This is a genomic window from Spirosoma arboris (assembly GCF_009754945.1).
GTDB classification, from domain to species: domain Bacteria; phylum Bacteroidota; class Bacteroidia; order Cytophagales; family Spirosomataceae; genus Spirosoma; species Spirosoma arboris.
The window spans coordinates 187,396-200,821 of sequence record NZ_WPIN01000014.1; the positions used below are offsets into that span (position 1 = coordinate 187,396).

A 13,426-nucleotide genomic window follows, 5' to 3' on the forward strand; every position below is an offset into this window, starting at 1 on the left:
TTTTATCCCTGTGTCACATCTACGGTTATGTCCTGATAAACAATGTTCTTATCGCGAATCTGATCGGCAAGTGAGATGCCACGACCGGCTAGTGCCTGACGGAAATCGCTTGGCATTACCTTCACAAACTTACCAAGCTGGTTGTCCCAATCCTGAATCAGGGCCAGAGCAACGTTACTGGTTGTGTATTGGAAGTGCTTTTCAATATACTCGCGAATAATACCCTGATCTTCCTCAGTCAGACCTTCTAAGCTCACCATTTCAGGGTTTACTTTAGACGCAAACGTTCCATCCTGATCGTAGACATAAGCGACACCGCCCGACATCCCGGCTGCAAAGTTTTTGCCTGTTTGTCCCAGAATGACCACCAGGCCACCAGTCATATATTCCAGACCGTGATCGCCTACGCCTTCAACGACGACTTTAGCGCCTGAGTTACGAACGCAGAACCGTTCGCCAGCCATGCCCCGAATAAAGGCTTCGCCTGAAGTAGCACCGTAGAATGATACGTTACCAACGATGCTGTTTTCATCTGGCTTGAACTGGGCTGTGCGGTCAGGGTACACAATCAGTTGTGCTCCGCAAAGACCTTTGCCGAAGTAGTCATTGGCATCGCCTTCAAGCTCAAGTTTGATACCGCTCGTGCTGAACGCACCAAAACTCTGACCCGCTGTACCGCGTAGCTTAACATGTATAGTACTATCAGGCAGACCGGGACCACCGTATACTTTCGAGATTTCGTTGGACAACATTGTACCGATACTTCGGTCGATATTCTGCACCGTAAATTCTCCGTAAACTGATTCAGTAGCGCCGTCCAGAGCAGGTTGGGCTAACTCGATCAACTTACGATCGAGGACCTCGTCCAGATGGTGATTTTGCTCTTCCTGTTTGTACAGAGCAACGTCAAGATTCGTTGGCTCTTTGTAAATCAGTGCGTCGAGGTTGATTTTTTTGTATTTCCAGTGCGCCAGATTCTCGCGGAGTTCAAGCATTTGGGCCTGTCCAACCATTTCGTTGATGGTACGGAAGCCCAGTTCGGCCATGATCTCACGCAATTCCATCGCCAGGAAGGTAAACATATTCACCACGTGCTCAGGCTTACCAGTGAATAGCGCGCGGAGTTCCTTATTCTGAGTGGCCACACCTACAGGGCAGGTATTCAGATGACACTTCCGCATCATGATACAGCCTGTAGCAACCAGTGCCGCCGTAGCCACACCGAATTCTTCGGCTCCGAGCAAGGCGGCAATAGCTAAGTCACGACCCGTACGCATCTGTCCATCGGCTTGCACCGTTACACGACCGCGCAGTTTGTTTTTAACCAATGTCTGATGCGCTTCGGCCAGACCCAATTCCCAGGGTAGACCCGCGTGGCGAATCGACGAGAGGGGAGATGCGCCTGTCCCGCCATCGTGTCCCGAAATCAGGATATGGTCGGCGTGGGCTTTAGCAACCCCAGTGGCAATTGTACCGACACCTGCTTCTGACACGAGCTTAACACTGATTCGGGCAGCCCGGTTGGCGTTTTTAAGATCGGAAATAAGTTGCGCTAAATCCTCAATCGAGTAGATGTCGTGGTGGGGAGGGGGCGAAATTAGACCAACACCGGGTGTTGAGTGACGTGTTCGGCCAATCCAGTCATCGACTTTGAAACCGGGCAACTGACCACCTTCACCGGGTTTAGCACCCTGTGCCATCTTAATTTGCAGTTCGCGGGCGTTGGTCAGGTAGTAGCTTGTTACACCGAAACGACCCGATGCTACTTGCTTAATGCTGGAATTCATGCTGTCGCCGTTTTCAAGCGGAGTATAGCGGAGTTCGTCTTCACCACCTTCGCCCGAATTGCTTTTTCCGCCGATGCGATTCATGGCAATCGCCAGCGTTGTGTGGGCTTCCCAGGAGATTGACCCAAATGACATCGCACCTGTAGCAAAACGTTTGAAGATGGCTTCAATAGGCTCAACCTCATCGAGAGGTACTGATGCACCTTTCTTAAACTTCAACAAACCGCGCAGCGTAATTGCTTTTTGCGTCTGATCGTCAATGAGTTTGGAATATTTCTTGAAGAGCGAATAGTCGTTCTTCTTCGTAGACTGTTGTAATAGGTGAATTGTATCGGGATTGAAAATATGCTTTTCACCCCGCTGTTTCCACTGATATATACCGCCAACCTCCAGGCGAGAAATTGACACCGACATATCGGGGAAGGCAACTGCATGACGAACCAGAATTTCCTTCGCTATTTCGTCCAGTCCCATGCCGCCAATGCGCGATACAGTTCCCGTGAAATATCGGCTCACAACGTCCTGGTTTAGACCAAGACATTCGAAGATCATGGCACCCTGATAGGATTGCAGGGTTGAGATACCCATCTTCGAGAAGATTTTGAGCAACTCACCATTAACCGCCTTCACGTAGTTCTTAAACAGCTTGTCGAGATCGTAATCAACTGCCAGCAAGCCTTTTGCTTTCATGTTGGCAATCGTCTCGAACGCCATGTATGGGTTCACACCCGAAGCACCATAACCGATGAGAGTAGCCACGTGGTGAGTTTCCCAAACATCGCCCGCTTCGACCACAAGTCCGACTTTTCCGCGCAATCCCTGACGAATCAGGTAATGGTGAATAGCCGATGTTGCCAGCAGCGACGGAATAGGGGCGTGGCTCGAATCAATCGCCCGATCAGACAGTACCAGAATCGAGTAGCCGTCCTGAATGGCATCTTCGGCGTAGCGGCAAATGCGGTCAAGAGCACGTTCGAGCGAACGACCTTCGCCATCAGCTGTAAACAGACAGTTGATCGTTTTAGCCTGGAAATTAGGCTTGTCGATGAACCGAAGCTTATCAAATTCCTTAGTTGTGAGTACGGGTTGATCTAATTCTACCTGACGGCAATGGACCGGCGATTCACTCAACAGGTTATACGTTGCGCCTACAAACGAGATTAGCGACATGATAGATCGCTCCCGGATCGAGTCAATCGGTGGGTTGGTTACCTGTGCAAATAACTGCTTGAAGTAGTGGCTCATGTGCTGGCTCTGCTCTGAGAGTATAGCCAGGGGAATATCAATACCCATCGAACCGAGAGCTTCCTTACCGGTCTCAACCATCGGGGCCAGAATCATTCGAAGATCTTCCGATGTAAACCCAAACGCTTGTTGCATCCGTAGCAACTTCGCTGGTTCGTAAGGGCTATACGTCCGAATGGGTGATTCTAAATCCTGAATCCTGATTTTATTGTCGTCAAGCCATTGTTGATAAGGCTGGCGTGCGCAAATCTCGGCTTTGATCTCTTCGTCTGATACAATGCGACCCTGTTCCATATCAACCAGGAACATCTTACCAGGTTGCAAACGACCTTTCGAAACTACCGTAGCTGGGTCAATGTCCAGGACACCAACTTCCGACGCCATAATAACGATGTCGTCAGTTGTCACCCAGAAACGGGACGGACGCAGACCATTACGGTCGAGTGTAGCGCCCACGATGCTGCCATCTGTAAACGAAATAGACGCCGGGCCATCCCAAGGCTCGATCAGAGCCGCGTGAAATTCGTAAAACGCTTTCCGAACGGGGTCCATGTGTTGATTACCATCCCAGGCTTCTGGAACGAGCATCATCATCACATGGGGCAATGACCGGCCACTCATGACGAGCAACTCAATGGCATTGTCGAGATTGGCGGAGTCGGATTGCTTAGGATCACAGATGGGCAATAGCATGTCCATCTCATCCTTGGTAAATTTGGATGATTCGAGCAGACCTTCAGCGGCTTTGATCCAGTTCACATTGCCGCGTACGGTGTTGATTTCACCATTGTGGGCAATGTATCGGAAGGGCTGAGCCAGCTTCCACGATGGAAAGGTGTTGGTCGAGAAACGGGAATGGACAACACCCAGGGCAGAAACAACTTCATCGTTCTGCAAATCGGGGAAATACGGCTCCAGCTGTAACGTTGTGAGCTGACCCTTATACGTAATTGTCCGACAGGAGAGTGACGAGAAGTAGAAGTGGTCAACACCCGCAATCGTCTCGTTAATAATACGAGTACTGTAGTTGCGCAGAATGTATAGTTTTCGCTCAAAATCTTCCGCATTGGTAACATCGACAGGGCGTTTAATAAACACCTGTTCCATTTGCGGTTCCGCTGAACGCGATCCGTTACCAAGATCACTATTATTGACCGGCACAACCCGATAACAAAGGAGTTCTAGTCCCAGGCGTTTCATTTTCCGGTTCAGGACGGCACGACACTCTTCGCGCAGCCACACATCTTTCGGGAAATATACCATCCCAACGCCGTATTCGAACGCAGGGGGCAAATGAACACCCAGCTTACGGGTTTCGTCCACGAAAAACTCGTGCGGAATCTGGATGAGTAACCCCGCGCCATCGCCGGAGTTGGGTTCAGATCCAACAGCTCCCCGGTGTTCCATACGCCGAAGCATCTGGAGGGCATCCGATACAATCTGGTGAGACTTTCGACCTTTAATATGGGCCACAAAGCCAATACCGCAATTGTCGTGTTCAAACTCGGGGCGGTAGAGTCCCGCCAATTGGTCAACCTGATCAGACATGGTCGTAACAGTGTTGGATAAGGCCGTTATTTTCGATATTCTGATTAACAGAATGGTAAAAAATAAGGGCAATTATTAAGAAAATCTAAATTAACAACTAGCCCGGCGATAATTAAATCCGGAGATGGTAGTCGGGCTGAAGGGCGTTTGTGACAAAGTCATGCAATATACTACCAAAAAAATTTGGCAAAAACAGCTTTTCCCGGAATATACTAGTAAACGGCACTAATTGTAAATTCGATTATAAATGTTCTTGAAAAATGCCAATTCAACAACCCCAGCCAGATAGATCAACCTGTAAAGTAGCTCCTTCTGTAGTTGAAATTGCACGAAAATACGAATCCTGATTGAGTACTTCCCGTAAAGAGTAATCAACCAAGGCCACTACTTTTCGTGTTTTATGGGCTTTCCACCAATCATTACAAACTTAACCCGCTGTAATTCAGTGATGTCAATTAATGGATCTCCTTTTACAGCGATAAGGTCAGCTAGTTTGCCCACTTCTACTGTACCCAAGTCCTTTTCTTTACCCATCATTTCGGCATTCACTTTGGTGCCTGCCAGTATGGCTTGCATAGGTGTCATGCCTAGTTTGACCAGTTCAGCAAATTCACGGGCAGGAAAAGTAGGTGGGAAACCCACATTATCAGTTCCTAAGGCTATTTTGACGCCTTTTTGAATCGCTAACGAAAGCATTCGATTCTTCACATTCTCAGCTTGATCGTGCTTTCCTAACTGAACAGCTTTGACGAGTGCCTTACTGTTAAAGTATTTTTCCTGAAAGAATAAACCTACTGCCAATGTAGGTACCAAGTATGTCCCATGCTGTAGCATAAGGTTAATGCCTTCCTCATCCAGATACGAACCATGCTCCACAGAACGAACGCCAGCTTTAATCGCCATTTTTATGCCCTCTGTAGCATGAGCATGGGCCATAACGGGCTTGTGCCGTCGGGCGGCTTCATCCATAACGGCTTTTAATTCTTCGTCACTGAAATGGACATCCTGAGGATTGTCGCCAACGGTCATAAAAGCGCCTGTCACTAATATTTTTATCCAGTCGCTGCCATGTTTGATTTCTTCCCGAACTGCTTTTCGCATCTCTTCGGGGCCATTGGCAACCAGACCATCGGCAATAATAGGCTGTTCATACGACAGAAAATTGATGTCTCCACCTCCGCCCGTCACCGATATATAATGGCCAGCTCCGAATATGTGCGGACCAACGAATAATCCTTTGTTAATCGCGTTCCGAATATCAAACTGGGCATAGGCTACATCAGCATCTCCAGCAATGCGCAGGGTGGTCCATCCTGCATATAATAGGTCTTGCATGTTTTTTAGACCTTCCAGTGCCTTCTGGGCAGATGATCGACGTAAATGGTCAACCTGATAATCATCTTTGTCAATAAAAGGATGGACGTGGGCATCAATCAGGCCGGGGAGTACCGTATACTCGCCGAGATCAGTAATGGGAACTCCTTTGGGGATATTATTCTTACCGCCTATTGCGATAATTCGGTCAGCTTCAATAATGATGGCTGCGTTTTGAATGACTTTTCCCGTGCCGTCAATTAATTGTTTACAGACAATGGCGGTTTTCTGCGCACGAAGCCCTGTACTTGCCAAACCCACTATTATAACCCCTAACCAGTAGTGTTTAAATCGCATAAGCAGATTTCGTGAAAATTGGATTTCTAGGGTTGTTGAGTAAAGGCTATTGCTCAAACATAGCGAAAAACAGGCAGGGAACCTATCGTACAACACATAAAAAAAGCCGCTCAGTTGAGCGGCTTGGCGGTTTTTGTGATTCGGCTGGGATTCGAACCCAGGACCCATACATTAAAAGTGTATTGCTCTACCAGCTGAGCTACCAAATCATTTCCCTTTCGGCAAACGGGTCGTTCGTCGTTTGGGAATGCAAAAGTAGAGGTTTGTTTTTGTAAACGCAATACTAAGCGCGAAAAAATTTTAATTGTTGGGTGAGTTTTACCGCTTCGACAGCTTCTCGAACATCATGAACACGTAGAATCGATGCGCCTTTTAGTAGAGCTGCTGTGTTTAAAACAGTAGTACCATTTAGTGCTTCATCGGCTCTGATGTTCAGAGTTTTCCAGATGGTTGTTTTCCGGGATAGACCGACTAGAATAGGTTCGTCGAATAGCTGAAAAGCATCCAGTTTATCGAGTAACTCAAAATTTTGCGTTGGTGTCTTCGCAAAGCCAAATCCGGGGTCTAAAATAATGTCTTTAGCACCCAATGAACGTAATTCAGCCAGGCGAATAGCTAGTTCGTCGATTATTTCCGTGACGACATTGTGATAGGTTGCCAATGACTGCATCGTTTGCGGAGTGCCTCGCATATGCATCAATATATAGGGGACTCCCAACATAGCTACTGTTTCGAACATAGCCGGGTCGAGGGTACCGCCAGCTACATCATTGACGATTGATGCTCCTGATTTTACTGCCTGCCGTGCTACCGATGCCCGAAAGGTATCGATTGAGATCAGCGCATCGGGAAAATTCGCTAGAATTGCTTCTATAATAGGCAGCACCCGGTCGGCTTCTTCGGTGGGACTAACGGCAGCTGCACCCGGGCGAGTGGAGTACCCACCAATATCTAAAAAGGTAGCGCCATCGTCGAGCATTTGCTGGGCTACCTCAACGGCAACTGTAGTCGCCGTTTTGTTGGGCGTAACCCGACTGCCGGCAAAGAACGAATCGGGGGTTGCATTCAGGATGCCCATCACTGCTGGCTGGGTCAAATCAACCAGCCGCCCCCGGCAGTTCAGCGTTTTTTTTGTAACTTTCGGCATCAAAGTAGTCGTAAGTCTGTAAGTCGTAAGTGGTAAGTGCTTACGCAAGTTTTTACTTGCGACCTACAACATAGCACTTACAACTTGTGAATACAGAATCCGAATATCGGCAGGTTATCCAACGCTGCAAAGACCTGTTCCTGAAAAAAAATAAAGATTACGGCACAGCCTGGCGTATTCTACGGCTGTCCAGCATCACCGATCAGATTTTTATTAAAGCACAACGCATCCGAACCTTGCAGGAAACGGGCGTAAGTCGCGTAGGAGAGGGTATCGAACCGGAATTTGTGGGTATCATTAATTACTGTGTGATGGCTCTGATTCAGATGCAGTTAGCGCATGACAAACGGACAGATATCCCAACCGACGAACTTGAACAACTCTACGATGGACAGATTGGCCAGGTTATTGAGTTATTGTTTGCCAAGAACCATGATTATGGCGAAGCCTGGCGTGATATGCGCGTTAGTTCAATGACCGATATTATTTTAATGAAACTGCTACGAACGAAGCAAATTGAAGACAATCGAGGGGCTACTCTGGTGTCTGAAGGTGTAGAGGCTAATTATATGGATATGATTAACTACGCCGTTTTCTGCTTGATAAAATTAACAATTAAGTAGACGGATTATAGGGTTAACAGGATGCTCACCAAGAATAAAATCATCTTAACCCGATAACCCTTTCAAGAAAATATGAACCCAACTACATCGCAGACTAAAGTCAAAACCGGCACGCCACCCATGCTGATTGCCGCCCGTATTGCCCGTATTCTAGTCGGGATTGTTTTTATTTTTTCGGGCCTGATTAAGCTCAACGATCCTGTTGGTACTCAGATTAAATTCGAAGAATATTTTGAAGTTTTCGCCCAGGATGTGCCATTCCTGCATGATTTCTTCATGGCCCTGGTCCCATTCACGCTGATCATGTCTGTGTTATTCTGCGCAGCTGAGGTAATTCTTGGGGTGGCCCTGCTTGTTTCCTATAAGCCTAAAATTACGGTCTGGCTGCTGTTTTTTCTGATTACCTTTTTTACGTTCCTGACCTTCTATTCAGCCTATTTTGATCGTGTAACCGACTGTGGGTGTTTTGGAGATGCCATTAAGCTCAAGCCCTGGACGTCATTCACGAAAGACATTGTTCTGACGGTATTGATCCTGTTTATTATTGGTCACCGAAATCGGCTTCGATCCCGTAATACAGGCTGGTTAGTGGGAATTACAGTTGCCCTGACCCTTGCGCTTGGTGTCTATGCCGTTCAGTTTCTGCCACCAATTGATATGCTTCCTTATGCCGTGGGTAAGAGCATTCCGGCACAGATGAAGCCTTCGGAACCGCTGCGGTATAAGTATGTGATGGAAAAAGATGGTAAGACGACAGAATTTGAAACGTACCCTACAGACCAGAGCTACAAATTCAAAGAAATGACGCTGGTCAATGAAAAAGCCAAGCCTAAAATTACAGATTATCGGGTCTGGAATGACGAAGGTGATTTTACCCAGCAAACGTTTGAAGGCAACAAGCTCTTTATCATCATTAAGAATACGAAAGACATTGATGCTGGAAGTCTGCCCGCTGTTCGTGCCCTGATCGAAGGCTTACAGGGAAGCAATATATCGCCTTACATTCTGACTTCGACCAGTGACGATGAGATCAAAGCGTTCCGAAAGGAATATCAGTTAGAGAACGTACCCTATTACAAAGCCGACGCTACCGTTCTAAAAACCATCATGCGCTCTAATCCTGGTACCTGGCTGATGAGTAATGGCGTGGTGCGTGGCAAGTGGCATTATAATTCAACGCCGGATGCGGCTAAGGTGAAGGATTTAGTGAAGTAGGTGTACTGAGTGCAGTCTGTGAAATGAGTGTGAGAAATCACTACTCTCACTAACTGCACTCAGTACACCTACTTCACTAAATCCACTAATCATGAAAAATATCTTTCTTATCGGCATGCCCTCATCGGGCAAGAGTACGTTGGGTAAACGTATCGCTGATGTATTACATTATCGGTTTGTCGATACTGACAAAATCATTGTTCGGGAGGAAGGGCGCTCCATTCCTGAAATTTTTGCCCAGTCGGGAGAAGCCTATTTTCGGGAAGCTGAACGACGGGTACTGCGAACCATACGGCCTGGCGATAGTCTGGTGGTTTCGACAGGCGGAGGAATGCCCTGCTTTCACGATAATATGGCCTATATTAAAGCTACCGGTGTATCCGTATTTTTGGATGTACCTATTGAGGTGCTCGTTCGCCGAATTCTGGCCCATGCCCATGAGGACCGTCCCCTTAACAAGGCCAATGACCCCGAATTAGCCTCTACCTTACAAAAGCGTTACGAAACTCGCTTTCCAATTTATTCCCAGGCCACCATCATTGTTCCGGGTGAAACAACTGAGGACGAAGTACTGCAAAGGATAGGAGAGTGGTTGTAAATAAATAAGCAGTTCGTTAATCGACTTTCCTCATTAGATACAGCGATGAGGTGACAACAGTCCACTGGTAATCAGTGGACTGTTTTTGTATAAATACTGTAATCGGCCAGCCATTATTCTAGTTAGTTACTTGTCAAAAAGTCTATATTTGAGGGTATAACCCATAAGCAGATTACCCGATGATAACTGCAAAAAAGCCACCGATGGCGGGTATTTATAGCGCGAATAGCTACAGTCCTAACCAGCTCCATTGCTAAAAACACAACATGAAAAATACTAAAAAGCTACTCCTTTTTCTTATGACGTTTTTGGTGATGCTGTCGGGTTTTGCCCAATCGACATTGCCCGTTGCTTCGGCTGGTACCACTGTATATGGTAGTAATATCAAAGTAGGGAAATACGCCAACATCCGGGGATTCAAGATGTATTACGAAGTCTATGGCGCTGGTAAACCCATGCTCTTTATTCATGGTAACGGTGGTTCGATCAACAACTTCAAAAACCAGATTCCGTATTTCGCTAAAAACTACAAAGTGATTGCAGTTGATAGTCGGGCGCAGGGAAAATCAATTGATACCAGCGATTCGCTTACCTACGAAATGATGGCCGACGACTTTAACGCCCTGCTGAATCAGCTTCATCTGGATTCGTGCTACGTTGTTGGCTGGAGCGATGGGGGTATCAATGGATTGTTATTGGCGATGCGTCATCCCGAAAAAGTAAAGAAACTGGCTATTACCGGAGCCAACTTATGGCCCGATACGACGGCCGTTGAACCGGGCCTTTTTCAGTGGATTGTATCGGCCAATGACAGTTTGGCGAAGGCATCGCAAACTCCGGCTACCAAAGCACAGAAGAAACTGCTCAATCTGATGGTATTCAATCCAAACATCTCGACGGCAGAATTGAAAAAAGTACACTGTCCTACGCTGGTAATCGGTGGTGATAATGATGTGATTGTGCCGAAACACACGATGATCATTGCTGAGGGAATTCCGCAATCGTATCTGTGGATTTTACCCAATTCCGGGCATTCGACGCTCGTCCGTTACAAGGATATGTTCAATCAAGTGGTTGGCGATTTTTTCAAAATGCCATATCGAAAAATAAATGGAATGGCAAAACTTGACTAAACGAATGATTTGTGTAGTCTATAATGCACTAATTCTTAGTAGATTGACTCATTAATCGCCAAAGTTCTCCTCAATTTTAACATGAAAACTTTAGTTGCCTGCTTGCTTCTACTAGCTTCATTACCGCTTGTTAATCAGGCACAGTCTGCTAAAAGAGCAGAAATTAGGGAAATCCAACTGTCGGGCAGTGGCTACGAATTGGGTTTGCAGCATGGTAAAGTATTGAAAAAAGAAATTGCCGAGTTAGTCGCTAAAATGAAGGCGAACACGACACGAGTTCTCGGCAAAGAGGCTAATCAGGTTATCAACGAATTCATACAATATGCCCAGTTTACGGATGCCATTAAGCAATACACGCCTGACCTGTATGAAGAAGTAAAGGGAATTGCAGATGGGTCGGAACAAGCTCTGAACGATATCATGGTTTTCAATTTACTGGATGAGTTTTGGGTGTATCAGGACAATCTGGCCAATCATCATTGTAGTGGTGTGGGCGTACCGGCGTCAAATGGTAATCCAGCTTATATCGCTCAAAATATGGACATTGAGAGCTATACCGACGGCTATCAAATCCTGATTCGTTTATCAAAAACGCCCACACGACCTGAGCAATTCATTTTGACGCATCCGGGCTGCATCGCTCTGGCTGGGATGAACGAGACAGGGGTTGGTGCCTGCATGAATACGCTCATGCAACTGAAAGCTTCCTCGAAAGGCTTACCCGTTGCATTTATAGTAAGGCGTATTCTTGCGAGCACCGACAAAAAAGACCTGCTGAATTTTATTCAGACCGTACCGCATGCTTCTGGCCAAAACTATATTATTGGCATCAAAGACGAGGTCTATGATTTTGAGGCTTCTGCCAATAAAGTTGTCCGATTTGACCCTAAAAATGCCAATGGTACGATCTACCACACCAATCACCCTCTTGTCAATGACGACGTAAAAGACTGGTTCAAAAAGCCCAGTCTCGCCCCGGAAAAATCAAACAGTCATATTCGGTTAGCGTCTGTTCAGAACAGAGTAATGAGAAGCCCAATCGTGAATGATGGACTGATAAAAGAAGCGTTACGCGCTAAGGATGATAAAAATAATCCTGTTTGTCGTGCCCCCAAAAATGGCGGATTTACATTCGTTTCAATGATCATGACACTAACAGGTACGCCTTTTCTTCAAGTCACGGCAGGGCCACCCGATGAGTCGGAATACAAGCGAGCTGAATTTAGCAATCGTGCAATGTCAGCGAAAAACCGATGAAAGCGGTATTCGGAGGACTGAGTGGCCAATAAAAATTAGAAAAATGGAAAAGGCATACAAATACCTTGGCTATTATTTGCTGCTATTTATTCCTTTGCCCACGCCATAGTATAAAAACTACTCATGAACAGAACGATTACTTTACTCGCATTGCTTCTCCAGTTTTTGTTTGCACAGGCCCAAACAAAAATTATTGACATGCACATTCATTCCTACACCGATAGTGACTTTGGTGGACGGGAGCCAGCTACCGATTATTATGGACATAAAGGTTCCGTAAATGCGGAAGCACACCGGGTAGCCACCTTTGCTGCATTCAAAAAATACAATATCGTAAAAGCAATGGTAAGCGGTAATCCAGAAAGTGTAGAGAACTGGGTGGCTAAAGACAGTGACCATCGTATCATCAGGGGCATTTTAATATATTCTGCCCATGATTACGGGATGGATAGTGTACGTTTTGAGCAACTGATCAAGGACAAAAAAATTGAAGTTTTTGGCGAAGTGGGGGCTTATTATGGCGGTACTACTCTCAACGACGCTTCTTGGCAGCCTTATTTACGCATCTGTGAGAAATATGATATTCCTGTAGCCCTTCATACCGGTGGCGGTGATCCAGGCGGCACCGGCTCCTGGTCACCCAGGGCACGTCTTACCTTAGGCGATCCTTACCTGATAGAAGATGTGCTTGTCAAGTATCCTAAGCTTCGGATTTATATCATGCATTCTGGCGAAGACTGGCATGAACATGCGCTTAGGCTGATGGCTTATTATCCCCAATTGTATTCCGATTTAGGAGCCATGTTATGGGTTGAACCGCTAAGCCAGCGATATGTTACTGACTTTTTGAGAAATGCCAAACAGGCGGGCTATTTAAACCGAGTCATGTTCGGTTCTGACCAGATGATCTGGCCCTATGCCATTGAAAAATCTATTCACTTTCTGAATAGCCTGCCTTTCCTGACTAAGCATGACAAAGAGAATATACTTTATAACAATGCCATGCGATTTTTATGGCGTGGCCAGTGAATTGCTTTTTGAAAAAACTGTAGACATGATATCGTCACCAATTATCTATAGTTGGTGCTGGCTAACAACCAAGTCGTCAAGCTAACTGAACCATGTTGAGTCATGAATTAAAACGGACGAAAAGACGCGTATCACTTTCTGCAAAAGCAATGAATCCATTTATAGCCTACATT

The 13,426-nt window shown here is 46.3% G+C and carries 9 protein-coding genes and 1 tRNA gene; 6 read left to right on the forward strand and 4 right to left on the reverse strand.

Annotated features, from left to right (window positions below):
* Nucleotides 1-2: 2 nt before the first annotated feature.
* From gltB to folP, 4 genes are all read right to left on the reverse strand, one after another.
* Nucleotides 3-4,580 (reverse strand): glutamate synthase large subunit, encoded by a 4,578-nt coding sequence (gene gltB, locus GO755_RS29360; RefSeq protein ID WP_157588991.1) that lies wholly within the window; start codon nucleotides 4,578-4,580, stop codon nucleotides 3-5.
* 384 nt (nucleotides 4,581-4,964) lie between these two features.
* Nucleotides 4,965-6,251 (reverse strand): metal-dependent hydrolase family protein, encoded by a 1,287-nt coding sequence (locus GO755_RS29365; RefSeq protein WP_157588992.1) that lies wholly within the window; start codon nucleotides 6,249-6,251, stop codon nucleotides 4,965-4,967.
* Between the two features lie 136 nt (nucleotides 6,252-6,387).
* Nucleotides 6,388-6,460 (reverse strand) — tRNA-Lys (locus GO755_RS29370).
* Between the two features lie 74 nt (nucleotides 6,461-6,534).
* Nucleotides 6,535-7,398, reverse strand: a complete 864-nt coding sequence (folP, locus tag GO755_RS29375; RefSeq protein WP_157588993.1) for a dihydropteroate synthase — start codon at nucleotides 7,396-7,398, stop codon at nucleotides 6,535-6,537.
* An 86-nt stretch (nucleotides 7,399-7,484) separates the two neighbouring features.
* Between folP and GO755_RS29380 the strand changes: the two genes are divergently transcribed.
* The 6 genes from GO755_RS29380 to GO755_RS29405 all read left to right on the forward strand — a co-directional run bounded on the left by GO755_RS29380 (nucleotide 7,485) and on the right by GO755_RS29405 (nucleotide 13,253).
* Complete coding sequence (locus tag GO755_RS29380) at nucleotides 7,485-8,021, forward strand: DUF1599 domain-containing protein (RefSeq protein ID WP_317165974.1); 537 nt, start codon at nucleotides 7,485-7,487, stop codon at nucleotides 8,019-8,021.
* Between the two features lie 72 nt (nucleotides 8,022-8,093).
* Entirely contained in the window at nucleotides 8,094-9,236 is a 1,143-nt protein-coding gene (locus tag GO755_RS29385) for a BT_3928 family protein (RefSeq protein ID WP_157588994.1), read from the forward strand.
* Between the two features lie 91 nt (nucleotides 9,237-9,327).
* Complete coding sequence (locus tag GO755_RS29390) at nucleotides 9,328-9,834, forward strand: shikimate kinase (RefSeq protein WP_157588995.1); 507 nt, start codon at nucleotides 9,328-9,330, stop codon at nucleotides 9,832-9,834.
* A gap of 266 nt (nucleotides 9,835-10,100) precedes the next feature.
* Nucleotides 10,101-10,967: an alpha/beta fold hydrolase gene (locus GO755_RS29395; protein WP_157588996.1), complete on the forward strand. Its 867-nt coding sequence runs from the start codon at nucleotides 10,101-10,103 to the stop codon at nucleotides 10,965-10,967.
* 81 nt (nucleotides 10,968-11,048) lie between these two features.
* The gene (locus GO755_RS29400) at nucleotides 11,049-12,224 is read left to right on the forward strand and encodes a C45 family autoproteolytic acyltransferase/hydolase (protein WP_157588998.1); all 1,176 of its coding nucleotides are present in this window, start codon (nucleotides 11,049-11,051) and stop codon (nucleotides 12,222-12,224) included.
* Between the two features lie 123 nt (nucleotides 12,225-12,347).
* Nucleotides 12,348-13,253 (forward strand): amidohydrolase family protein, encoded by a 906-nt coding sequence (locus tag GO755_RS29405; protein WP_157588999.1) that lies wholly within the window; start codon nucleotides 12,348-12,350, stop codon nucleotides 13,251-13,253.
* Nucleotides 13,254-13,426 lie beyond the last annotated feature (173 nt).